This window comes from Methanothermobacter tenebrarum (genome assembly GCF_023167465.1).
Lineage (GTDB): Archaea > Methanobacteriota > Methanobacteria > Methanobacteriales > DSM-23052 > Methanothermobacter_A > Methanothermobacter_A tenebrarum.
In genome coordinates, this window is the sequence record NZ_AP025698.1 from 1,129,463 (window position 1) to 1,153,322 (window position 23,860).

General features: G+C 42.2%; 24 protein-coding genes. 22 read left to right on the forward strand and 2 right to left on the reverse strand.

Annotated features, from left to right (window positions below; genetic code table 11):
* Entirely contained in the window at positions 1-816 is an 816-nt protein-coding gene (locus MTTB_RS06380; RefSeq protein ID WP_248564177.1) for a methanogenesis marker 8 protein, read from the forward strand.
* 16 nt (positions 817-832) lie between these two features.
* On the opposite strand, the gene MTTB_RS06385 is transcribed toward MTTB_RS06380, so the two are convergent.
* A complete protein-coding gene (locus MTTB_RS06385) occupies positions 833-1,225 on the reverse strand; it encodes a CBS domain-containing protein (protein WP_248564178.1) in 393 nt (130 codons plus the stop codon).
* Between the two features lie 48 nt (positions 1,226-1,273).
* Here MTTB_RS06385 and thiC point away from each other — a divergent pair, with 48 nt between their 5' ends.
* From thiC to glmM (MTTB_RS06410), 5 genes are all read left to right on the forward strand, one after another.
* A complete protein-coding gene (thiC, locus tag MTTB_RS06390) occupies positions 1,274-2,548 on the forward strand; it encodes a phosphomethylpyrimidine synthase (RefSeq protein ID WP_248564179.1) in 1,275 nt (424 codons plus the stop codon).
* Positions 2,549-2,573: 25 nt separating this feature from the next.
* Positions 2,574-4,229 carry an ATP-dependent DNA ligase gene (locus tag MTTB_RS06395; RefSeq protein WP_248564180.1) on the forward strand — a complete coding sequence of 552 codons (1,656 nt, stop codon included), beginning with the start codon at positions 2,574-2,576 and terminating at the stop codon, positions 4,227-4,229.
* A 101-nt stretch (positions 4,230-4,330) separates the two neighbouring features.
* Positions 4,331-4,720, forward strand: coding sequence for an OB-fold nucleic acid binding domain-containing protein (locus tag MTTB_RS06400; protein WP_248564181.1), 390 nt, complete (start codon positions 4,331-4,333; stop codon positions 4,718-4,720).
* Positions 4,721-4,751: 31 nt separating this feature from the next.
* Positions 4,752-6,143 (forward strand): glycosyltransferase family protein, encoded by a 1,392-nt coding sequence (locus MTTB_RS06405; RefSeq protein ID WP_248564182.1) that lies wholly within the window; start codon positions 4,752-4,754, stop codon positions 6,141-6,143.
* On the forward strand, positions 6,140-7,507 hold the full coding sequence (gene glmM, locus MTTB_RS06410) for a phosphoglucosamine mutase (protein ID WP_248564183.1): 1,368 nt from the start codon (positions 6,140-6,142) through the stop codon (positions 7,505-7,507). The genes MTTB_RS06405 and glmM (MTTB_RS06410) overlap by 4 nt, the downstream gene beginning before the upstream one ends.
* A gap of 472 nt (positions 7,508-7,979) precedes the next feature.
* On the opposite strand, the gene MTTB_RS06415 is transcribed toward glmM (MTTB_RS06410), so the two are convergent.
* Positions 7,980-9,134: a pyridoxal-phosphate-dependent aminotransferase family protein gene (locus MTTB_RS06415; RefSeq protein WP_248564184.1), complete on the reverse strand. Its 1,155-nt coding sequence runs from the start codon at positions 9,132-9,134 to the stop codon at positions 7,980-7,982.
* Positions 9,135-9,261: 127 nt separating this feature from the next.
* On the opposite strand from MTTB_RS06415, the gene MTTB_RS06420 reads away from it, so the two are divergent.
* From MTTB_RS06420 to MTTB_RS06495, 16 genes are all read left to right on the forward strand, one after another.
* Complete coding sequence (locus MTTB_RS06420) at positions 9,262-9,993, forward strand: 6-hydroxymethylpterin diphosphokinase MptE-like protein (protein WP_248564185.1); 732 nt, start codon at positions 9,262-9,264, stop codon at positions 9,991-9,993.
* A 27-nt stretch (positions 9,994-10,020) separates the two neighbouring features.
* Complete coding sequence (locus tag MTTB_RS06425) at positions 10,021-11,130, forward strand: ORC1-type DNA replication protein (RefSeq protein ID WP_248564186.1); 1,110 nt, start codon at positions 10,021-10,023, stop codon at positions 11,128-11,130.
* Between the two features lie 245 nt (positions 11,131-11,375).
* The gene (locus tag MTTB_RS06430) at positions 11,376-11,801 is read left to right on the forward strand and encodes an archease (RefSeq protein WP_248564187.1); all 426 of its coding nucleotides are present in this window, start codon (positions 11,376-11,378) and stop codon (positions 11,799-11,801) included.
* A gap of 30 nt (positions 11,802-11,831) precedes the next feature.
* On the forward strand, positions 11,832-13,280 hold the full coding sequence (locus MTTB_RS06435) for an RtcB family protein (RefSeq protein WP_248564188.1): 1,449 nt from the start codon (positions 11,832-11,834) through the stop codon (positions 13,278-13,280).
* A gap of 5 nt (positions 13,281-13,285) precedes the next feature.
* The gene (mtnP, locus tag MTTB_RS06440; protein ID WP_248564189.1) at positions 13,286-14,071 is read left to right on the forward strand and encodes an S-methyl-5'-thioadenosine phosphorylase; all 786 of its coding nucleotides are present in this window, start codon (positions 13,286-13,288) and stop codon (positions 14,069-14,071) included.
* Positions 14,068-14,631 carry a flavodoxin family protein gene (locus tag MTTB_RS06445; protein ID WP_248564190.1) on the forward strand — a complete coding sequence of 188 codons (564 nt, stop codon included), beginning with the start codon at positions 14,068-14,070 and terminating at the stop codon, positions 14,629-14,631. Before mtnP ends, MTTB_RS06445 begins: the two co-directional genes overlap by 4 nt.
* Before the next feature lie 25 nt (positions 14,632-14,656).
* Positions 14,657-14,980, forward strand: coding sequence for a NifB/NifX family molybdenum-iron cluster-binding protein (locus MTTB_RS06450; RefSeq protein WP_248564191.1), 324 nt, complete (start codon positions 14,657-14,659; stop codon positions 14,978-14,980).
* A 110-nt stretch (positions 14,981-15,090) separates the two neighbouring features.
* Entirely contained in the window at positions 15,091-15,678 is a 588-nt protein-coding gene (locus MTTB_RS06455; RefSeq protein WP_248564192.1) for a 30S ribosomal protein S3ae, read from the forward strand.
* 32 nt (positions 15,679-15,710) lie between these two features.
* Positions 15,711-16,403 carry a TIGR00297 family protein gene (locus MTTB_RS06460; protein WP_248564193.1) on the forward strand — a complete coding sequence of 231 codons (693 nt, stop codon included), beginning with the start codon at positions 15,711-15,713 and terminating at the stop codon, positions 16,401-16,403.
* Between the two features lie 21 nt (positions 16,404-16,424).
* Positions 16,425-17,654: a 2,3-bisphosphoglycerate-independent phosphoglycerate mutase gene (locus MTTB_RS06465; RefSeq protein WP_248564194.1), complete on the forward strand. Its 1,230-nt coding sequence runs from the start codon at positions 16,425-16,427 to the stop codon at positions 17,652-17,654.
* 2 nt (positions 17,655-17,656) lie between these two features.
* Positions 17,657-18,991, forward strand: a complete 1,335-nt coding sequence (glmM, locus tag MTTB_RS06470) for a phosphoglucosamine mutase (RefSeq protein WP_248564195.1) — start codon at positions 17,657-17,659, stop codon at positions 18,989-18,991.
* A 4-nt stretch (positions 18,992-18,995) separates the two neighbouring features.
* A complete protein-coding gene (glmU, locus tag MTTB_RS06475) occupies positions 18,996-20,267 on the forward strand; it encodes a bifunctional sugar-1-phosphate nucleotidylyltransferase/acetyltransferase (RefSeq protein WP_248565305.1) in 1,272 nt (423 codons plus the stop codon).
* A 156-nt stretch (positions 20,268-20,423) separates the two neighbouring features.
* On the forward strand, positions 20,424-20,891 hold the full coding sequence (locus MTTB_RS06480; RefSeq protein ID WP_248564196.1) for a gamma carbonic anhydrase family protein: 468 nt from the start codon (positions 20,424-20,426) through the stop codon (positions 20,889-20,891).
* Complete coding sequence (gene hisC / locus MTTB_RS06485; protein WP_428343379.1) at positions 20,888-21,985, forward strand: histidinol-phosphate transaminase; 1,098 nt, start codon at positions 20,888-20,890, stop codon at positions 21,983-21,985. Before MTTB_RS06480 ends, hisC begins: the two co-directional genes overlap by 4 nt.
* Before the next feature lie 4 nt (positions 21,986-21,989).
* Complete coding sequence (locus MTTB_RS06490) at positions 21,990-22,682, forward strand: anaerobic ribonucleoside-triphosphate reductase activating protein (protein ID WP_248564198.1); 693 nt, start codon at positions 21,990-21,992, stop codon at positions 22,680-22,682.
* A gap of 20 nt (positions 22,683-22,702) precedes the next feature.
* Positions 22,703-23,833: a tetratricopeptide repeat protein gene (locus MTTB_RS06495; RefSeq protein WP_248564199.1), complete on the forward strand. Its 1,131-nt coding sequence runs from the start codon at positions 22,703-22,705 to the stop codon at positions 23,831-23,833.
* Positions 23,834-23,860: the final 27 nt, after the last annotated feature.

The following is a 23,860-nucleotide window of genomic DNA, read 5'->3' on the forward strand; positions in this document are numbered from 1 at the left end:
ATGGATGAGCATATCATAGAAGCCCTGGGAAGGACCCGGATCATTATAAGGGATGGTAGGATAGTCTCACTCGGAGAGCCCATGATAAAATACTGTCCACTATTCCACAAATATAGGAGCATCAAGGAACTAAACAAGGAAACTATACGTGAAAATATAGAATTCAGGATAAAAGATTTTGGGATGTGCACCCCTGAGAGAGAACTTAGGATGAGGGATTTCCTTTCATTTGGGGTTTCCGAGATAATCTCAACACTACTCGAAGAGGATATGATAGACTGTGCGGTGATGGTATGTGAAGGGGCTGGGACAGTCATAATAACTGAGCCAGAATTCGCACAGGGAGTGGGTGGGAGAATCTCCGGAATAGTAAAGACAAGCCCCATAAAAAGGATCATAGAAGAACTCGGAGAAGAAAACGTACTAGAACCAGACACCGGGAGGATAGACCAGTTAATGGGTGTTAAAAAAGCTCTAAGCCAAGGATACTATTCCATGGCTGTTACGGTAGCCGATGTAGAAGATGCAGTTAAAATAAGGAAATTAGATGGGAAAATTTACATCTTCGCCGTTCACCTTACCGGTATAACAAAAAAAGAAGCTGAAATACTCTTCCAAAATGCTGATATCATAACATCCTGCGCCTCAAAACACATACGCCACATTGGCGATAAAAAGGCACTATTCAAAGCAGGATATTCAATACCAATATACGCCGCCACAAAAGCCGGTGAAAAGTTCATAAAAAAGAGGATAGAGAAGATAGGCGGCCTCAAAGAAAAGAAAAACCCCCCATTACCATATCCACTCATCTAAAACTATCCCCCTTTTTTTAGGGGCAGTCATCTTCTATATGATCAGCCACGGCTTTTATCACACAACTCTGGGTTATAAGACCCAATAATCTCCCATCCTCCACCACAGGGATCCTCTGATAGCCAGTCTCCACCATTATCTTACTTATACTACCAATAGGCGTGTTCTTGTCAACCACAACAAGATCCCGGCTCATAATATCCTTCACTTTAAGTTTAAGAGCTTCACTACCAGCCAATAATATATCCCTATGTGTTATGAAACCAACAAGCTTATCCCCCTCAACCACAGGCACCCCACCAATATTAGCCCGGACCATCTTCAACTTCGCAGCCGCCACAGACTCCTCTGGTTTCACCACAATAACATCCCTTATCATAATATCCTTCGCACGAAGTTTCCGTATCATAAACTTATTTGTGTTCCAAATCATATATTAAAGGTGAGGGGATCCAAAGTGACTCAAATGGAAGAAGCAAGAAAAGGCAACACAACACCCCAAATAGAAGAAGTGGCCAAATCTGAAAATTATAAGATCCATAAGATCATGAAAAGAGTAGCAGAAGGGAGAATCGTCATACCATCAAACCCAATCCATGATCCAATCCCATGCGGGATAGGTGAAGGCCTATCCACGAAAATAAACGCTAACATCGGATCATCCCCCAGGTTGGAGGATCCCGAACTGGAAATTAAAAAATCACTCGTCGCCGTCCAATACGGAGCAGACACCATAATGGATCTGAGCACAGGACCAAAACTATCCAAGATAAGAAAAACCATCCTAGAAAAGGTGGACGTACCAGTCGGCACAGTACCCATCTACGAGGCTGGCATAAAAGCCGCCCAACCAAATAACGGTTCAATAGTCGACATGGACGAAGACAACATATTCAATACAATAGAAAAACAGGCAAAAGACGGAGTCGACTTCATGACAGTCCACGCTGGCATAACACTCGACACAGTGGAAAAATTAGAAAGATCAGAGAGGATCATGGGGATGGTGAGCAGAGGAGGAGTGTTCCTCGCCACATGGATGAAACATAACAAGAGAGAGAATCCACTCTACTCAAACTACGAATACCTCCTCGAAATAGCCCACGAATATGATGTCACACTCAGCCTCGGCGATGGACTGAGACCAGGCTGCCTAGCAGACGCATCAGACACCCCACAACTACAAGAACTAATCACACTAGGAGAACTGGTTGAAAAAGCCAGAGAAACCAAAGTACAATGCATGGTAGAAGGGCCAGGACATGTCCCAATAGATCAAATTCCCGCGAATATGAAAATCCAGAAGACAATCTGTAAAGGAGCCCCATTCTACGTCCTAGGTCCCATAGTAACTGACATGGCCCCAGGATACGATCATATAAGCGCGGCCATTGGAGGGGCTATAGCAGCCTATCATGGAGCAGATTTCATCTGCTATGTCACACCAGCAGAACACCTAACCATACCCGGTGTAAAAGAGGTTAAGGAGGGTGTTATAGCATCAAAGATAGCTGCACAGGCAGCCGACTCCGCTAATAGGATGTTGAGGGCGTGGAACATGGAATTAGAGATGGCAAGGGCAAGGAAAAACTTCAACTGGGAGAGGCAATTTGAACTAGCATTCGACCACGAAAAACCCAGAAAATATAGAATGCAATGCCCAGTTGAAGAAGAAGACATGTGCTCAATGTGTGGCGAATACTGCGCCCTAAGACTCTTCAAAAAACAATAAAACCCCCCAAGTTAAGGGGATGATTATGGAATACAAAAATTTAGCTAAACTCTATAACAGGCTAGAATCAACAACCAAAAGACTAGAAAAGACCGTTATAATAGCCGATTTCCTCAAAAAGACAGACACCAAACTTCTACCAATAGTAACCCTACTCCTTCTAGGTCGTGTTTTCCCAACCTGGAGCGAAGAAGAACTCGGAATCGGCCCAAAACTTCTAATGAAAGCAATATCAACAGTCACTGGTGTGAGTGTTGATGAAATAGAAGAAAAAATCCGCGAAGAAGGCGACATTGGCAAAGCAAGCGAAGTACTATTCAAAAGAAAAGCCCAAGTAACATTCACTCCACAACCCCTCACAGTCAAAAAAGTCTATAAAGACCTTAGAAAATTGGCATCCATAACAGGACCCGGAGCCCAATCAAAAAAGATAAACATACTCCTCGGCATCTTCTCATTAGCCTCCCCAATCGAAGCCAAATATATAACAAGAACAATACTCGAGGAATTAAGGGTGGGGGCTGGTGAGGGTATTATAAGCGACGCCATCTCACTAGCATTCAACATCGACAAAGAAGTTGTTGAAAGAGCCTACATGCTCACCAACGACCTCGGGATGGTGGCCAAGGTCGCCAAGAGTGAAGGCGAAGCCGGACTCCGCAGACTCTCACTAGAACCCGGAAGACCAGTGAAACCAATGCTAGCCCAACTGGCAGAAAGCATAGAATCCGCCATAGAAGAACTGGGGGAGGCCCTCTGCGAAACCAAATATGATGGTGTGCGAGTCCAAATACACAGAAAAGGTGATGAAATCCTCGTATTCACTCGCAGATTAGAAAATATAAGCAACGCGGTCCCTGAGATCATCAAACGCGTGGAAAAGGCCCTACCAGGTGAAGATTTTATAGTGGAGGGGGAAATCATCGTAAACATTGAAGGAAGACCAGGCTCCTTCCAGTACATCCTCCAAAGAGTGAAAAGAAAATACGACATCGAAGAGATGATAACCAGAATACCACTAACACTCTACCTCTTCGACATATTATATTATAGGAAGCCCCTAATAGACGAAACCTTCAAAGAACGGCGCAAGATCCTAGAATCCATAATCAAGCCCATAAAAGGTAAAATAGAATTAAGTAAACAAATAAGCGTCAACACCGAGAACATCAAGGATGGTAAACTACTCTTCAAGGAATCTATAAAAGAAGGACATGAGGGTATAATGATAAAAGATCCAAACGCACCTTACATACCAGGGATACGGGGTAAAAAGATGCTCAAATACAAGGCAGAACCCGAAAGCCTGGATTTAGTGGTTATTGGTGGAACATACGGCAAAGGAAAACGCGCACACCTTGTAGGATCATATCTTCTAGCTGCAAGGGATGATGAAACCGGTGAACTGAAGACAGTAGCACATGCTGCAACAGGCCTAGATGATAAAACCCTCAAAGAACTCACAGAAAGACTGAAGAAGATAACGATAGAAGAAAAGGGGGGGAAAATCAAAGTAAAACCTGAGATAATCCTAGAAGTAGCATATAGTGAAATAGTCAAAAGCCCAGAATATGAAAGCGGATACTCCCTCCGATTTCCAGTTGTGAAAAGGATAAGAGACGACCTCAGCCTAGAAGACGTTGACACCATAAAACGTATAGAATCACTCTTCAAACCATGAACATTCCCCCATATACTACAATTTTCCTAAATTCAACCACGAAGGATGGCCAGGCCACAAAATATAATAATACTTAACAGCCCATCATTAATATGGTGTTTATGGAAGATGAGAAGATATTTAAGATTGTCATTTTCATAGCATTAGTGGGCCTTATAGGGATGATAATATCAGCGGGTAGTATCACACCACGGGAAATTAAAATAAAAGAAATAAACAGGGGCATGATCGATGAAAAAGTCACAGTAACAGGTTTAGTGGAGGAGATAAAAAATTCAAGAACCGGTAAAGCATCATTCATCACATTAAATGACGGTACCGGGAAGATAACAATTGTAATCTTCCAATCAGTGAAAAACGAGATTGAAAGATCCAACCTGCCCATAGAAATGCTAAAATACAGAAAAATAAAAATCACAGGGAAAATAACAGAATACAAGGGCTCAATGGAGATCATACTTGAAGAGCCACAAAACCTAAAAATATTATAGACTAATGACAATTATCCGTGGGGTGAAAACCTTGGACTATCCTGGAAAATCGGCTTTTAACAAGTTCATAGTATTCATACCAGCCCTCGCATTCACACTAGCATTAATACCCACAATAAAATATAACTGGCCATTAAGCTGGGACATCTACTATCATATACATAATATGAAACTTTACAGTGAAGGTATACTCTTCTGGGATAGTCTAACCGCAGCCCCCTATGGGAGGCCCATATTTTATCCCCCACTCTTCCACCTATTCCTCTTATCCATTGTGAAAATTTTGAATATCAGCCCCTTTTTGGCTGCGAGGCTAATACAACCATTTTTAGCATTTTTCGGGGTTTTTTCGTTTTCTTATATTTCGAGAAAATTTTATGGGAACATTATAGGATTCCTCACAGGCTTATTCATCATCTCAAGCCCCCTGTTCCAGAGGATGATCGTCCCAATCCCAGAATCCATGGCAGTGATACTCCTACCCGTCCTCGTCTATTTTTATTATCTTGCAATTAAAAAAGGCGAAAATAAATATGCCATAGTAGCTGGTTTCCTATGGGGCCTAGTTCTCCTCACCCACCTATTATCAGCCCTCATAATATTATCCGTGATAACAGTTACAACCATACTCCTGAAAATCAAGGGCGAAAAAAACCTCAAAGGATACTGGATCATTATAATAGCAGGTTTAATCACAAGTAGTCCCTGGTTAATCCCCCTCCTCATAAAATACGGTTTTGTATTCAGATCACCACCAACACAAGCATTACCACTTAAAAGTTATATACAACTTATAGGTCCCATCCCATTCTTCCTAGCATTGGTAGGTCTCATCAACATCCTATGGAACCGTGAAAAAAAGAATATCATAATACTCTCCTGGTTTATCAGCGTGACATTCATAAGTGTAATCTATATATTCGGCGTTAATGTAATCACCGAAAGAATAATCTACTTCAACCTGTTCCCAGTAGCAGTACTTGCAAGTTTATCCATAAAAGCCCTAAATTTCGAGAAAAAAAAGTACACCCTCCTCCTGTTGATGATAATGGTCCTATCATTGTATAACGGGTATGTAACTGCCAATTCCACGAAACCCTCCATCTCTGCCTCCGAGATCCAGGTTGCAGAATGGTTCAAGTATCATGGAGATCATGAAAGAGTTGCTGTAACTGCAGATTATCATCTGGATCCCATAATAGTATCTATTTCAGATCAGCCAGTGGCTGCCGGAGGCTATGCACCCGGTACCGTTAAATCCATCAATGGGGATAAATACATAAGCGGAAAATTCACAAAAGAAGAAATGATACGAGAAAAAATAGGCTATATAGTCCTCAAAACTAATATGAACCCACCCCCATACTCAAGATTAGTATACACAAATAAGGACTTCAAAATCTACGAAGGGTTGATAAAATGAAGAAACTATTCGGCACTTTTGGCGTTAGAAGGATTGCGAATAAACAATTAACACCAGAATTCGCCTCAAGGCTTTCAGCAGCCTTCGGTTCGCTCACAGATGGGAAAATTGCTGTGGGCGGTGATACAAGAACCTCCACCCCAATGATAAAACATGCTGTTATAGCAGGTCTCCTATCCACAGGATGTGATGTTGTAGACCTTGGGATCCTCCCAACCCCCACAGTACAGTATGCTGTTAGAAAATACTATGATGCAGGTGTTATCATCACAGCATCCCATAACCCCCCACAATACAATGGGATAAAATTCGTCGATGAACATGGTATAGGAATCAAAGAAGAACTAGAAGAAAAGATAGAGAAAATCTTCTTCGAAGAAAAGGCTGAAAGAGTCCCATGGGATAGAATAGGCTCCACAACCAAGAACAGGAAGATTATCAGAGAATACATAGATGAGATTATAAAGAGAGTTGATGCCGATATCATAAGAGAGGCAAATTTTACTGTTGTAGTTGACTGCGGATCAGGGGCAGGCTCATATACAACACCATACCTTCTAAGAGAGCTCGGATGCGAAGTCTTATCATTGAATTGTCAACCAGACGGTTTTTTCCCCGGCCGAGACCCCGAACCAACCCCAAAAAACCTGAAAAATCTGATGGATATTGTTAAAACCAGCGGAGCGGATCTTGGCATGGCCCATGATGGCGACGCCGACAGGACAATCTGTATAGATGAAAAAGGAGATTTCATCTTCGGCGATAAAACCTTTGCATTAGTAGAGAAGAAAATGTTACAAGAAAACAAAGGAGGCTTGATCGTAACCACCGTAGCAACCACTTCAGCCATTTATGACATCGCAAAAGAAAACAATGGAAAGGTTATAACAACCCCAGTAGGAGATCTAATCGTGGCAAGAACCCTAAAAGAGAAAAAAGGACTCTTCGGCGGCGAAGAAAATGGCGGCCTAATATTCCCAGATTTTGTATATGGCAGGGACGGGGCCCTCTCAGCCGCCAAGATACTCGAAATCATGGCAGAGGAAAACAAACCAATCTCCAAGCTCGTAGCCGAACTACCAAGATACTATTCTGAAAAGATGAAAATAGAATGTCCAGATGAACTTAAACCCAAGGTAATGGCCACCATCCAAAAAAAAGTTGAAAAAGATCCTAGCGTAGATAGAATAGACACTACAGATGGTGTTAAAATATTCAAGGAAGACGGGTGGGTGATCATAAGACCATCAGGCACAGAACCAATATTCAGATGCTTCGCAGAGGCTAAAAGCCAAGAAAAGGCCACCCAAATGGCTAAATGGGGTATTAGCATCGTTAAAAGGTCAATTGATGAGATAGGATAGAACCTCCAACAAGGAAACCCTTTTATAATACCTCATCAAAAAGAAAATTCCGGTGGTTTTTCAGAAAAATGAACTCCAAGTACATCTTATTGACCCTTGCAATTGATTATACTGATCCTAGTTAGGGGCATATTCTACTCTAGAGAAGAGCCGAAGGAGAATGTCACCCAAAACATCACAAAAACCCAGGAAGTCCAATACAATCAGACAACCACCACCCCGAGGATGATATCCGCAGAAGAGGCTCAGAATATCGCAGCTGATTACATGGCCGCAAACCCTGCAGAATTTGGGAATACCACAGCCGGCACACCATCGCTAAAGGGTGGAGTATATTATGTTCCAGTAATTGTAACTACAAGTGAGGGACAACACCCACCAGGGACCATCGTAGCCCACATCCGAATAGATGCGAAAACAGGCACAATATTAGGCATAGAAACCAAAAAATGTACTAAAATAAGAAAAAATTTTAGAGGTTTTTGGGGAGATAAGTGTCTGCTATTGCAGCTACCCCTTCACCCATCTCCACATCGAATCCAAGTTCCCTTAAGGTCATCTCCAATGCTGAGAATGTTGTTATAAGTTCCCTGTGTGTTATATTACCCATGTGTCCTATCCTGAATATCTTACCCTTCAGGTGATCCTGTCCACCTGCAAGTTCCACATGATACTTGTTCCTCATGGTACCCCTAAGTTCAGCGTCTGTTATACCCTCTGGTAGTTTAACCGCTGTAACAGTTGTGGATGAAACCCTCTCATCAGGGAACAACTCAAGACCCAACGCCTTTATAGCATTCCTAGTGGCCTCCGCGGCCAACTCATGCCTTCTAATCCTATTTTTAAGACCTTCCTCCTCCACAACCTTTAATGCTTCGTGTAAGGCGTATACTAATGAAACCGCCGGGGTGTAAGGCGTCTCTGGGGGTTCCAGGCTACTGGTCTTCCTATACTTTTTAAGGTCTAGATAGTAGCATCTTGAATCTGTATTCTCAACAACATCCCATGCATCGTCACTTAATGTTATCGCAGCCAAACCTGGGGGGGCTGCAAGACATTTCTGCGAACCAGTAACACAAATATCTATATTGTATCCATCAACATCTACCTCAGCCCCTCCTAGTGAAGAGACGGTATCAACAATATAAAGTGCATCATAATCATCTAGGATCTTACCTATCTCCTTTATGGGATTAGCAACCCCAGTGGAAGTTTCATTGTGCACCACAGTAACTGCTTTTATACTCTCATCTTCTTCAAGGGCTTCTTTGATATCATCAGGATTCGCTGCCTTCCCCCATTCAACCTCAATCCTCTTTGATTCGCCCCCGAACGCCTCAACAATATTACTGAACCTTTCACCGAACTTTCCACCGACCACATTAAGTATCCTGTCACCGGGCTCTAGTATATTAACTATAGCCGCTTCCATGGCCGCAGTACCCGAACCTGTAAGTATATAGGATTTATTATTGGTCCGGAATATGTTGGAGAGCATCTCACTCGTCTCTGTTAAGAATTTGCCGAATATGGCGCTTCTATGATTCACTATATTCTCTGACATGGCCTTCAATACCCTTGGAGTGACTCTAGTAGGACCTGGGATCATCAATAATGTTTCATCCATAAAAAACCCTCCTGATCATCCATTACTTTCATATTATTAAAGAGGATCTTAAAAAGATTTATACTTATCCGACGACTATGATGCTAGTAAAAAACCCAAAAAGTATGGTCTCCTTAAACGTGATTATATGGATCTTAAAACATGGATTGGCTGGTATGAGAGGATCTTAGAAGATTTCAAATTCGATCCCATAGCTGATATGGAAGCTGCCGAGTACCTTAACGATTTTCTCAAAAAACATGAAAATATGAAAGTTGACATGGATGATCTGCCACATAGTGATAAATTCATAATTTTTGGGGCCGGACCATCCATTAAAAAACATTTAAAGCTCTTAAAGGAGGATTTTGACCTTAGGGTTTTCACGTTGATAGCCGCTGACGGGGCTACAAGCGCCCTCCTAGAAGAATCTATACTACCCGATATTATCGTAACAGACCTTGACGGTAGCATGGATGATATAATCAGGGCGAATAAGGCCGGTTCTTTCATAGTGGTGCATGCACATGGTAACAACCTGGAAAAGTTAAAAGCTTATCTTCCAAAGCTTAGAAACATCCTAGGGACCACCCAGACACCCCCAATAGGAGACCTGCACAACTTTGGTGGTTTCACTGATGGTGATAGGAGTGTTTTCCTCGCGGTTGAATTAGGCGCCAAACTCATAATCCTAGCTGGTATGGATTTCGGTGATATCATTACAAGATATTCAAGGCCACAGATAAGTGAAAAGATGGAAAAAGCAGATGAAGTTAAAAGGTTGAAACTTGAATATGCCAAAAAGCTTATAGATTGGATAATGGAAAATGAGGATGTTAAAATTTATAATCTCATAGAGGCTAAATCATTGAAAGGTTAATATACCTTGAAGGATAATTATCATATTATGGGAATAGATGATATCCTACTACATGATGAGACAATATTCCGGAACCTACACGCCTTTGACTCTGATTATATCCCTGAAAATTTTAAGTACAGGGATTCACAGATGGAAGCCCTTGCAGTTTGTATAAGACCCGCCTTGATGGGCGGGAGGCCCATCAATGCAGTTGTCCTAGGAGCCTGTGCAACTGGTAAGACCACAGCCATAAGGAAACTCTTTGAAATGGTTGAGGCTAACTCAGAGAAGGTTATATGCTCTTATATTAACTGTCAATTGCACACAACACGCTTCGGCATATTTTCACAGATATACTATAAGATCTTCGGCTATTACCCCCCAGAGACCGGGGTCCCATTTTCCAGGATATACCATGACATAATGCATAAACTTTCAACAGAGGACAAGGCTCTCATAGTCGCATTAGATGATGTCAACCACCTATTCCATGACAGGAATGCTAACAGGATATTCTATGACATCCTAAGAGCCCATGAGGCCTTTGATAATGTCAGGACGGGTATATTCGCCATATTATCAGATATTGAGTTCAGGTATGCTCTTGACAAAAATGTTAACTCTGTATTTATCCCACAGGAGGTAATATTCCAACCATATAACTACGATGAAATATATAACATATTAAAGGACAGGGCAAAGATAGGATTCTATAACGGTGTAATCTCCGATGAATTAATAGAGGAAATCTCAGACCTGACCTTTAGAACAGGAGACCTGAGATATGGTATAAACCTTCTAAGGGTCTGCGGGAACCTCGCCGAGGCAGAAGCATCCCCCAGGATAAAAAAAGCACACCTTAAAGAGGCTATAAAAGACACAACATACACAAATTTCAAAGACACAATAAAAAATCTTTCAAAAAATGAAAAAGAACTCTTAAAGATTATCAGAGACGCGAAGGGTGAAAACCAAACAGCAGGCCAAGTCTATGATAAATTTAAAAAGAAAACAGGGTTAAGCTATTCATCATTTAATAGGATATTGGAAAAACTCGAATTTCTAAGACTTATTGACACCCCATTCACAGGTAAGGGTAAACGTGGTAATGCACGGCTCATAATCCCAAGATTCAACAAAGGACCAGATAGATGAAAAACAGGCCCCATGGATAATTAGAATTTGGCGTGCTCGCGAAAAAATACACACCATCCACTATAAGTAAAAGGATAACAAATATTATGATACAAGCCTCAATATTAAGGTCACTGAAACCACCTTTTTTCTTTGACCTATCCAACCTATACATCCCTTATCACCCCAATAGATTGTCACCCACCAGAGGATATAAAAAAAGAGGTAGAGAGCATCTGAAAACTAATAAACAGGTTGGAGAGAATATGAAGAAAAAATTCGAATACTTCGAAGTAACAGCCGACGCCGGCTACTGGGCATACGGGTCAACAATAGAAGAAGCCTTCGAAAACGCGGCCCTGGCAATGTTCGAATTAATGACAGACACCAGCAAAGTCCAACCAAAAGAAGAAAAAAAGATAGAATTAGAGGCCGAAGATGAAATATCACTCCTACATGATTGGCTCGATGAACTCCTATTCCTAAAGGATACAGAATTCCTATTCTTCTCAAAATTCAAAGTTAATATACAAAAAAATAGAGTATATAAACTAGAAGGAAAAGCCAACGGTGACAATATAAATCCTAGTATACATGAAATCCGCGATGAAGTAAAAGCGGTCACCTATCATCTCATGGACGTGCGAGAAGAAAACGGCCAATATAAAGTTAGAGTAATAGTAGACCTATAAAAAAAAGAACCCCCAGGGGTGGGATCAAATATGGATGTGAAGGATATCCTGATAAAAGTTAGAGAATCAGTATGGGAAGTCCCCACAGACTATAAAGAGTGCATGCGCGTCCCCGGACGAATATTCCTAGATGAAGAAGCATTAAAAGACCTGGAGAAAGGAGCAGTTGACCAGGTGGCGAATGTAGCATGCCTACCAGGCATACAAAAATTCTCAATCGGCCTGCCAGACATACACTTCGGCTACGGGTTCAGTATAGGTGGCGTGGCAGCATTCGACGCCAGCAACGGCATCATAAGCCCGGGTGGCGTGGGATTCGATATAAACTGCGGAGTCAGACTACTAAAAACAAACCTAGACCATGAAGAAGTCAAACCAAAAATAAAAGAACTCATAGACACACTATTCCGGAACGTCCCCTCAGGCGTTGGAAGCAAAGGCAAAATAAGACTAAAAGAAGGTCAAATCGATGAAGTGCTAGAAAACGGTGCAGAATGGGCTGTTGAAAACGGATACGGATGGGAAGAAGACCTAGAACACCTCGAAGAAAATGGTAAAATAGAAGACGCCAACGCAACAAAGGTAAGCGAAAAAGCAAAAAAGAGGGGCATACCACAACTAGGCTCACTAGGCTCAGGCAACCACTTCCTAGAAGTCCAAAGAATAGATAAAATCTTCGACGAAAAAGTCGCGAAAGCCTACGGCCTAGAAACCGGAAAAGTAACAGTACTAATCCACACAGGATCCAGAGGATGCGGCCACCAAATCTGCTCAGACTACCTAAAGATCATGGACAAAGCCTACAAAAAATACAACATCAAAATACCAGACCGCCAACTAGCCTGCGCCCCAGTAGACTCAGAAGAGGCAAGAGAATACTTCCAGGCCATGGCAGCAGCAGCAAACTACGCATGGGCCAACCGACAAATGATAGTACACTGGGTGAGAGAATCCTTCGAACAAGTATTCAAAAAACCAGCCGAAGACATGGAAATGGAAATACTATATGACGTAGCCCATAACATAGCCAAGAAAGAAACCCACCCAATAAAAGGCCTGAAAAGAGAAGTCTACGTCCACAGAAAAGGGGCTACAAGAGCCTTCGGCCCGGGGAGAAAAGAAATACCCTCCAAGTACAGGAAAATAGGCCAACCAGTCATAATACCAGGTACAATGGGGACAGCATCCTACGTACTCCACGGGACAGAAACCGCAATGAAAGAAACATTCGGATCCACAGCACACGGAGCAGGCCGTAAAATGAGCAGAGCAGGTGCAAAGAGAACATACCGGGGCGAGCAAGTCCAAAGGAACCTCTCAAAGAGGGGAATATACATAAGGGCCACCTCAATGCCAGTTATCGCAGAAGAAGCACCAGGAGCCTACAAGGACGTTGACATGGTCGTTAACACATCACACAAAACAGGCATATCACGCCTAGTCGCCAAAATGATACCACTAGGCGTCGCCAAAGGGTGAACAAGTTGATAGGGATAATCGGTGGAACAGGAATCTACAAAACACCCCCAAATGTCAAGGTGGAAAAAAAGATCATAAAAACACCCTACGGGGACTCACCCCCAATATCAATTTTCAAACTCCACGGCAAAAAAGTCGCATTCATACCCAGACACGCAGAAGGCCACCACAACCCACCCCACAAAATAAACTACAGAGCAAACATATGGGCCCTTAAACGTTTAGGCGCCAATAAGATAATCGCAACCAACACCGCAGGATCACTCCACAAATCCATCAAACCAGGGACAATAGTCACACCAGAAGACTTCCTAGATTTCACAAAAACGAGGATAGGAACATTCTACGATGACAAGACAGTCCACGTGGATGTTACAAAACCATATTGTCCAAAACTCAGAAGCACACTAATATCAACTGGAAAAGTAGAAGATGGTGGAGTATACGTGTGCACAGAGGGGCCCCGTTTCGAAACTGCAGCCGAAATAAGAATGTTCAAAATCCTAGGGGGCACAGTCGTGGGGATGACAGGATTACCCGAAGCCGTTCTCGCAAGAGAACTTGAAATGTGCTATGCAAGCCTCTGCCTAGTATCAAATTATGCAGCGTCAATCTCAGAGGACAAACTCACCATAGAAGAAGTTTTCAAAGTCCTGGAGGATAAAAGGCCCGTTATCGTGGAGATCATAAATAGAAGTGTTGAGATGATCGATGAATCCCCATGTAAATGTCATGAGGCGCTTAAAGGCGCCTCTGTAAATGAAATACTCAAAGGGGAGATGCCAAAATGAAAGTTTTATTATTATGCGGAAGTCCAAGGAAAGAAAGCAATACCATGACAACATTAGAAAGATGCGCCGAAAAAATCAGAGAAGAAGGCCTCGAAACCGAAATAGTCTCTCTAAAGGAAATGGACATAAAATCCTGTAGAGCATGTCTAACCTGTGCAAAGACAGGTGAATGCGCAATAGATGATGGCCTCAACACCATCATCCAAAAAATAAAAGAATCAGAAGGATTCATAGTAGGATCCCCAGTATACTTCGGAACAGCACGCGGCGATGTCATGTCAGCACTACAAAGGATAGGAATGGTTTCAAGAGCCTCCGACAAATTCCTAAAATGGAAAGTCGGCGGACCCATTGCAGTAGCCCGGAGGGGTGGTCAAACAGCCACAATACAAGAAATGCTAATGTTCTATCTCATAAATGATATGATAATCCCAGGTTCAACCTATTGGAACATCCTCTTCGCCTGGGCCGCCGGCGAAGTTGAAGATGATAAAGAAGGTATCGAAACCATAGAACATTTCGGCGAAAACGTTGCTAAACTAATCAAAAAAATATACTAGACCCCCCACCCCCCGGTGGTTAGAGTTGAAAATAGCTGTTGCATCATCTGATGGCGAAAATGTAAACTCACATTTCGGCAAAGCATCAAAGTTTATCATCTACGAATTCGATGGTGAAAAAGCAGAAATGGTCGAAGAGAGGAAAGTCAACCTCGACCCCGCCGAAAAACACCAATGGATGAAAACATTAGATGCTATAAGAGACTGTGATATTGTAATAGCAGTCCAGGCCGGATTAAGGGCTAAATTCGGCCTTGAAGAGGCGGGTATACGATTCGTATCAGATGAAGGACCCATAGAGGATGCTATTAGGAGGTATATCAAACATTACAAGTTCATGAAAAGCTAACCTTAATATTTAAATATCTTCTAACCTAATAATCTACTTCAATATTTTGGAAAATTAGGACCCAAAGTTTATTCTAATTTTTCACAAATTCACAATTTTAGGGTGATATAATGGCTAAAGTGAGAAGAAGAAGAGTAAGAGACACATGGAAAGAAAAAAAATGGTATACTGTAACAGCCCCGAGCCTATTCGGGGAAAAGGAGATAGGTGTTACACCTGCACGTGACCCTAAACTATTATCCACTAGGAGAGTAGAAGCTACAATGCGAGAACTTACAGGTGACTTCTCAAGACAATACGTTAAATTAAAATTTGAGATAGAAAACGTGACAGGAGATAAAGCAACTACAAAGTTCATAGGCCATGAAGTTACAACAGATTACGTTCGGAGCATGATAAGAAGAGGTACCAGCCGTGTTGACGCTCCGAAGATAGTGAAGACAAAGGATGGTTACAAGGTAAAGGTACACACACTCGCCATAACAACCCGAAGAGCCAAATCATCACAACAAAGATACATGCGTAAAATCATCGAAGACAAGATAGAGGAGCTTGCAAGTGAGAAAACCTTCAACGAGCTCGTGGAGGGTATTGTAACAGAGAAAATAGCCTCAGAGATATACCATGAAGCCAAGAAAGTCTATCCCCTCAAAAGAGTGGAGATAATAAAGACCAAAGTATTAGGGGAACCAGCCTAGAATAGGGGCCCCATGATGGGGGGATCCCCCATATGAAAGACTTCAACTGGATGTATGTACTCATATGCATACTCATAGGCTTTTTAACCTACAATCGGCGTGCTTTGGACCTGTGGGGATCCCTCCTAATGGTCGTAATGGGTTTCATTATAATAATAGCCGCCGGGTTTAATTGGCTGATTCTGATCTTCATTTTTTTGATTCTAAGCCTTTTCGCCACAAAATATAAGAAAGATTATAAGAAGTCCATGAACCTCTATGAAGGTAGGAGGAGCGCGCGGAACGTCATGTCCAATGGCATAATACCATTTATAATGGCCAGCTTCAGCTACTATGATGGGTTCCTCGGGGGATTCATAGGATCCGTGGCAACAGCAACCGCAGACACACTAGCAAGCGAAATAGGGATCCTGCAGACGCCCAGACTAATAACAGACTTGACAAGAAAGGTTAAACCGGGAACAGATGGTGGCGTATCACCCCTAGGAACCGCCGCGGGCATAATCGGAGCAGGTATCATCGGCCTATCAGCATATTTTCTCCAAATATGCCCCAACCCCATAACCTCTATTAAAATAGCTGTGATAGCAGGCACCATAGGCTGCTTCATGGACAGCATCCTAGGCGCATTATTTGAACGAAAAAATTACATTAACAATGAACAGGTGAACCTACTAGCAACAATCACAGGAGCAGCTGCAGGGATAATCCTCCTCCATCTCTAAACAAAAGCCAAGGTGTGAAATATGAAAAGCCTAATAATGATAATTGATGGGATGGCAGACCGTCCAATACCAGAACTCGGAGAAAAGACACCACTAGAAGCTGCTGAAACACCCAACATGGACAAGTTGGCGGAAAATGGGATTAACGGTATCATGGACCCGATAAGACCAGGTATAAGGGTTGGAAGCGACACCGCACACCTTTCAATCCTAGGATACAACCCATACAAAGTCTACACTGGCAGAGGACCATTCGAAGCCGCTGGGGTGGGAGTGGAAGTGAAACCAGGAGACATAGCATTCAGATGCAACTTCGCAACCCAGAACGAAAATGGGACAATAATAGACAGGCGTGCGGGTCGAATAAGGGAAAAAACCGACAAAATAGCCGAAACAATCAACTCCATGGAAATAGAAGGCTTCGAAGACGTTGAAATAATCTTCAAGGAATCCACAGGCCACAGAGCAGTCCTAGTTTTAAGGGGTGAAAACCTATCAGACAAAGTATCGGACTCAGACCCAAAAAAGGAGGGCAAACCCCCCAAGACCGTGAAACCCCTAGAAAATTCCCCCGCAGCCGAAAAGACCGCCAAACTCATAAATAGACTAGTCAAAAGATCATACCAACTACTTAAAGACCACCCAGTAAACATAGAACGCATAAAAAGGCGCGAAAACCCTGCTAACATCATACTACCAAGAGGAGCTGGGGCCGTACCCCATATAACAAAATTCGAGGAAAAATATGGCCTAAAAGCGGCGTGTATAGCTGAAACGGGACTAATAAAGGGTATAGGCAACCTAACAGGCATGGACGTCATAGAAGTGGAAGGGGCGACCGGAGGCACAGACACCAACCTCAAAAATATAAAAAACGCAATCCTTGACACAATAAACAGCCCATATGATCTCATACTCGTAAACATTGACGGCGCCGATGAAGCAGGCCACGACGGAGACCTGAAAGGCAAAATAGAATTCCTAGAAAAAGTTGATAAAATATTCAAAGACATCCCACTAGACGAAATATACCTAGTCTTCACAGCCGACCACACCACCCCAATACACGTAAAAGACCATACCGGAGACCCAGTACCCATCGTAATCACCGGCCCAGGTATAAGAGTAGATAACATAAAAAGATTCAATGAAAGAGAAGCAAGCAAAGGTGGACTCTGCAGGATAAGAGGATCAGATATAATGAACATACTAATCGACCTAATGGACAAAACAGAAAAATTCGGTGCATAAAAATGAAACTCTTTGGAACATCAGGCATCCGAGGAAAATTCAAAGAAAAACTAACAGCATCACTATCATTAAAAGTTGGGAAAGCCATCGCAACCCACCTCAAAGGAGAAGGCGAAGTCATAGTAGGATACGACCCGCGCACATCAAGCCAAGTCATAGAAAACGCATTATCCGCAGGGCTGATGGAAGGAGGATGCGACGTCATCAAAATAGGAATGGTCCCCACACCAGTCCTAGGATATGCCACATCCAAACTTCAAGCCAAGGCAGGTGTAATGATAACAGCCTCACACAACCCACCAGAATACAATGGAATAAAAGTATGGAACCATGATGGAACCGCATACTCACCAGCACAAGAAAGGGAAATAGAAAAGATAATCCAAGAAAAAGATTACATCACAGCAGACTGGGACAACCTCGGAAATTCAGAACACATGAACATGACAAAAATGTACATGGAAGATCTACTAGAACATGTAAAAGTAGAACCCGGCCTTAAAGTAGTCTTTGACTGTGGCTGTGGAGCAGCATCACATATAACCCCAGTAATCTTAAGAGAGCTCGGATGTGAAGTCTTATCATTGAATTGTCAACCAGACGGTTTTTTCCCCGGTCGAGACCCCGAACCAACCCCAGAAAACCTGAAAAATCTGATGGATATTGTTAAAGTCAGCAAGGCAGATCTTGGCATAGCCCATGATGGCGACGCCGATAGGATGGTCGCAGTTGACGAAAAAGGCAGATTCGCAGACTTTGATAAACTCTTAACACTCATCGCAAAAGAGAAAGGTGGTAAAATCATCACCACAGTCGACGCATCCATCAGCCTCGATGAATGCCTAAAAGAAGTTGGCGGAGAAGTCATAAGGACAAAGGTGGGGGACGTGCACGTTGCAGAGGCCCTAATCAAGGAAGGAGGAACATTCGGCGGAGAACCATCCGGCACATGGTTACACCCAGAATTCTCCCTATCACCCGATGGGATATTCTCAGCCCTCAAACTCGTTGAAATAGTATCAAAAGAGGGTCCATTATCCAGATTACTCGATGAAATACCATCATACTACAACATAAGAGATAAGATACCCTGCCCCGACACCAAAAAGGACAATGTTATGGAGAAAGTTAAACAACAACTACCCAAACAATTCACAGAGAAAATACAAATAGACAACATAGACGGTGTAAGGATATCACTAGAAGATGGCAGCTGGGTGCTCATAAGACCATCAGGCACAGAACCATATATAAGAGTCAGAATAGAAGCCAAAAAAGAAAAAACAGCCAAAAAACTTCATAATATGAGCCGATCCTTCCTAGAAAAAATAATATAAGGGGATTATGATGCAAGCAGTCATCCTAACCGCAGGTGAAGGGACAAGAATGAGACCACTCACACTAACAAGACCCAAGACAATGCTACCAATAGCAGGCAAACCCATACTACAATACAACATAGAAGCCCTAAGAGAAAACGGCATCAAAGACATCCTAATGATAACAGGATACCATGAATCAAAAGTTAAAGAATATTTCAATAACGGAGAAAATCTCAACGTAAATATAAGATACCATACACAAAAAGAACAACTAGGAACGGCAAACGCCATAAAATACGCCCAGAAACATGTAAAGGATGACTTCATAGTACTCAACGGCGACATCATCACCGAACCAGACACAATCACAGACCTACTATCACATTATAAAGAAGCCGACACCACCATAATACTCAGAGAAGTCGAAGACCCAAGCCAATTCGGAGTTGTTAAACTAGAAGGAGACAAGGTAAAGGACATCATAGAAAAACCACCAGCCCACAAAGCCCCAGGGAACCTGATAAACACTGGCATATACCTCTTCAACCACAAAATATTCCATTACATTGAAAAGACAAAAAAATCACCCCGCGGAGAATACGAGATAACAGACTCCATCAAAATGCAAATAAAAGACGGGCTAACAATAAAAGGGATAATATCCAGGAGGCGCTGGATAGACGTCGGGAAACCATGGGAACTATTAGAAGCCAACGAAACACTCCTCAAAGACATAAAAGAGGATATAAGAGGTGAAATAGAAGACAACGTCACAATCCACGGGCCAATCATCCTAGGAGAAAATAGCATAATAAGATCAGGAACATACATCATAGGCCCCGTCTACATAGGAAAAAACTGTGACATAGGCCCCAACTCCTACATCAGAGCAAACACATCAATAGGAGATAATGTAAGCATAGGAAATGCCGTGGAAATCAAAAACTCCATAATAATGGATAAAACAAATATAAACCATTTATCCTATGTGGGAGATTCCGTCATCGGAGAAAACTGCAACCTCGGGGCGGGTACAAACATAGCAAACCTCCGATTCGACGACAACCATGTGAAGATGACCATAAACGGGGAAAAAATGGACACGGGCCGCCGCAAAATGGGGGCGATCTTCGCAGATAATGTTAAAACTGGCGTCAATTCCTCCTTTAACCCAGGCATCAAAGTGGGCGTCGGATCCCACATAGGACCCGGCAGCATAATATCACATGACATACCATCAAACAGAATAGTAATAGCAAATCAAGAACATATAATCAACAAAAGAGTGTAAAATTCCCCCAACCTTTGGAAAAAACAGCCCATAAAAACCCCCCACACCTCACATCCCATTCTCCTTTTAATTTTAACGGGAATAAAATCCTGGGAAAATACTTATTAACCTTATCCCCTAATCATATCATAACAGCCTCTACTTTAGGTGGATAAGATGGGAAAAAACTTTAAAGTCCTCAGTGGAGCTAAGATAATAGGCAAAGTCGAAATAGGGGATCATTCATCAATCTGGTATAACGCCGTGATAAGGGGCGACATCGAACCCATCAAAATAGGCTCATATTCTAACATCCAAGACAATTGCGTAATACACACAAGCAAAGGATTCAAAACCACCATAGGAAACTACGTCTCCGTAGGACATGCAGCAGTATTACACGGTTGCAGTATAAAAGACAATGTCCTTGTAGGGATGAACGCCACCATACTCAATGGCTCCACCATCAACAAAGATTCAATTATAGGAGCAGGCACCGTTGTAACCGAAGGAAAAGAATTCCCACCAGGAAGTCTAATACTCGGCGTCCCAGGGAGGCTCATAAGGGAACTTACAAGAGAAGAGATAAAATCCATAAAAGACAACGCACTAAGATACTCCAAACTCGCCAAGAAGGGATTATAATGATCAGAGACACAATACTAGGAACAGAACCATACGTGCCCGGAAGATCAATAAAAGAAATAGCCAAAGAATACAAGCTTAAAGAAAGTGAAATCGTGAAACTCGGATCCAATGAAAACCCCCTCGGACCCTCACCCAAAGCCGTTGAAGCGGTTAAACACGAAACCAAGAACATGCACAGATACCCCGAATCAGGATTAGATGACCTCAAAAAGGCAATCGCAGACTACTCAGAGACACGCCCCAATCAGATAATAGTCGGGGGTGATGGAGCCGATGAAATAATAGACCTCCTCGGCAAAACCTTCATAGACCCAGGCTCAGAATTCATCGTCCCACTACCATCCTACATGTATTATGAATATACCCTACGCCCATATGGTGCAAAGCCCGCCTATGCAAAATGGGACATGGAAGAGAACACAGTTGATACAAACTCTGTCATAGAATCCATAAATGATAAAACAAGGCTCATCTTCCTGTGCACACCCAACAATCCCACTGGTGGCCTTATCAGAGAAGATGATATAACCAGGATACTAGAATCAACTTCTGCATTGGTTGTAGTGGATGAAGCCTACTTCGAATTTGCAGGTGTCAGTAACATAAAACTCCTCAAGGATTATGAGAACCTGCTCATCCTAAGAACATTTTCAAAGGCCATGGGCCTTGCTGGTATGCGTATAGGCTATGGTATCTCAAATCCCAGGATAATAGATTATATGCATCGTATTAAGCCCGTTTTCAGTTTGACTAGACTTTCACATGTAGCTGCCCTTGCAACATTATCTGATAAAGATTATATAAAAAAGTCCATTGAATTTTCAATTAAAAGCAGAGAATACCTCTATCATAGACTTTCAGAAATGGATAAACTCAGGGTCCTCAGATCCTATGCAAATTATCTACTAGTGGATATACGCGAAACAGGCATGAACGCGGGTCAATTAGTTGATGAATTACTCAAAAGGGGTGTTATAGTCAGGGATTGCACATCATTCAAGGGCCTGGACGAATATTGGATACGTGTGAGTGTGGGGACAATAAAAGAAGATGATAAGTTCATAGACGCCCTCAAGGAGATCATAGAGTGATCTTATGAAAATTGGAGATTATAGTATTTCTACAGTAGACTTTCCCGGCACTCCATCACTCGTAATATTCCTCGCCGGTTGCCCATTCAGATGCCCATATTGCCATAACCCAGAACTCATAAACGGAGGAAAAAATACACCACTCAATAACATCTACAAGAAAATACTACAATCCAAAGATCTGGTGGATGCCATTGTAATAAGTGGTGGAGAACCACTCCTCCAAATAGATGAAACAGAAAAAATCCTAGAATTTGCCAAATCACAAAACCTTAAAACAAAACTGGACACCAACGGCTACCAGCCAAAACACATCAATAGGATAAAAAAGCTAGTAGATTATGTTGCACTCGACGTTAAAGTCCCATTTGAAAAATATGAGAGGATATTCGGCTTTGATGGGAGCCGGGTCCGTGAGACCATGAATATCCTATCAAAATCAAAGGTTTTCCTTGAATGCAGAACCACTTATGTCCCCGGACTCTTAAAACCAGAAGATATTATAAGCATCGCCTCCCAGATCCAATGCGACCTTTATGTGATACAACAATTCAGGAACAATATGGTACTCGACCCCAAATTCAAAAATGTTAATCCACCATCACCTTCCATCCTAAAGGATATCGCGAAAAAAGCTAAAAAGTACTGTGAAAACGTGAAGATCAGAACACAAGAGTTTGGAGAAGAAAAAATATAAGTGACAGTGGAGGGGGTAGATTGCCCATCCTATCATTCAGCAGCCGCCAAATCGACCTTATAACCGGTGAAAAGAACATGACCATACGTAAATTATGGAAGAAACCCCTAAGGGTGGGTGATAGGCTCCACTGTTACTGGAATCTCATATCAAAAGAGCGTCAAAAAGTCTTCGAAGCCGAGGTTACAAGTGTAGAGATCATAAAATTCAAGGACCTTATAGAAGATGATAAACTAGCCCAAGAAGACGCTTTCAAAGACGCTGATGAACTTAAAAGGGAATTCGAGAGAATATATGGGGAACTTGATGATGAAACCAAATTTCAGATTATAAGATTCAAGAGATTACCAATCGAAGAATGGGAAGGCGAAAAAATAGACCAAAAGGCCATGATAATCCAAAAAGCAGACATACTATTCGACCTTGGAAAATATAAAGAATCAAAAACATGCTATAATGCAGCCCTAAAATTAGACCCAGAAAACGTCTACATACTAAATAGGCTAGCAGACAACCTTACAAGACTTGGAAAATTCCAAAAGGCAATAGAATACTATGACAGGGCATTAGAGTTAGAACCAGAAAACGAATACATATGGAATAACAGGGCCATCACATTACTTAACGCAGGCAACATAAAAGGAGCATTAAACTCCAATAACAAAGCCCTCAAGATAAACCCAGAAGATACAACCATCCTATACTGGCATGGAGTAATATTAGAAGTTATGGGAGAAGCAGAAGAAGCGCTCAAATACTATGATAAGGCCATAGAAGCAGATGATAAAAATGTGGGAGCATGGAACGCCAGGGGCGACCTCCTATCAGAACTAGGAAGAAAAGAAGAAGCTATAAAATCCTATGAAAACGCATTAAAATTTGCATTAGAAGACGATGAAAGCGCAACACTCTGGAATAGGAAGGGTAATGCACTATTCGAACTTGGAAGTTTCCAGGATGCCCTAGAATGCTACGAGAGGGCATTAGAGTTAGAACCGGAAAATGATATATTTTGGAGCAACCGTGGCGTCACATTACTCGAACTAAACCGCTTCGAAGAAGCCCTCGAATCATTCAACAGAGCACTCAGTATAAACCCAGAAAACGAAGACGCCAAAATACTTAAAGAAGAATGCCTCGAAAACCTATAACCTCCCCCAAGAGCCTTGCTTTTCCCA

Bases quoted from the DNA above. Each gene is read 5' to 3' on its own strand.
- MTTB_RS06380 (WP_248564177.1), top strand. From the start codon at position 1: ATGGATGAGCATATCATAGAAGCCCTGGGAAGGACCCGGATCATTATA.
- MTTB_RS06385 (WP_248564178.1), bottom strand. From the start codon at position 1,225: ATGATACGGAAACTTCGTGCGAAGGATATTATGATAAGGGATGTTATT.
- MTTB_RS06395 (WP_248564180.1), top strand. From the start codon at position 2,574: ATGGAATACAAAAATTTAGCTAAACTCTATAACAGGCTAGAATCAACA.
- MTTB_RS06400 (WP_248564181.1), top strand. From the start codon at position 4,331: ATGGAAGATGAGAAGATATTTAAGATTGTCATTTTCATAGCATTAGTG.
- glmM (WP_248564183.1), top strand. From the start codon at position 6,140: ATGAAGAAACTATTCGGCACTTTTGGCGTTAGAAGGATTGCGAATAAA.
- MTTB_RS06415 (WP_248564184.1), bottom strand. From the start codon at position 9,134: ATGGATGAAACATTATTGATGATCCCAGGTCCTACTAGAGTCACTCCA.
- MTTB_RS06420 (WP_248564185.1), top strand. From the start codon at position 9,262: ATGGATCTTAAAACATGGATTGGCTGGTATGAGAGGATCTTAGAAGAT.
- MTTB_RS06425 (WP_248564186.1), top strand. From the start codon at position 10,021: ATGGGAATAGATGATATCCTACTACATGATGAGACAATATTCCGGAAC.
- MTTB_RS06430 (WP_248564187.1), top strand. From the start codon at position 11,376: ATGAAGAAAAAATTCGAATACTTCGAAGTAACAGCCGACGCCGGCTAC.
- MTTB_RS06435 (WP_248564188.1), top strand. From the start codon at position 11,832: ATGGATGTGAAGGATATCCTGATAAAAGTTAGAGAATCAGTATGGGAA.
- MTTB_RS06445 (WP_248564190.1), top strand. From the start codon at position 14,068: ATGAAAGTTTTATTATTATGCGGAAGTCCAAGGAAAGAAAGCAATACC.
- MTTB_RS06455 (WP_248564192.1), top strand. From the start codon at position 15,091: ATGGCTAAAGTGAGAAGAAGAAGAGTAAGAGACACATGGAAAGAAAAA.
- MTTB_RS06460 (WP_248564193.1), top strand. From the start codon at position 15,711: ATGAAAGACTTCAACTGGATGTATGTACTCATATGCATACTCATAGGC.
- MTTB_RS06465 (WP_248564194.1), top strand. From the start codon at position 16,425: ATGAAAAGCCTAATAATGATAATTGATGGGATGGCAGACCGTCCAATA.
- glmM (WP_248564195.1), top strand. From the start codon at position 17,657: ATGAAACTCTTTGGAACATCAGGCATCCGAGGAAAATTCAAAGAAAAA.
- MTTB_RS06480 (WP_248564196.1), top strand. From the start codon at position 20,424: ATGGGAAAAAACTTTAAAGTCCTCAGTGGAGCTAAGATAATAGGCAAA.
- MTTB_RS06490 (WP_248564198.1), top strand. From the start codon at position 21,990: ATGAAAATTGGAGATTATAGTATTTCTACAGTAGACTTTCCCGGCACT.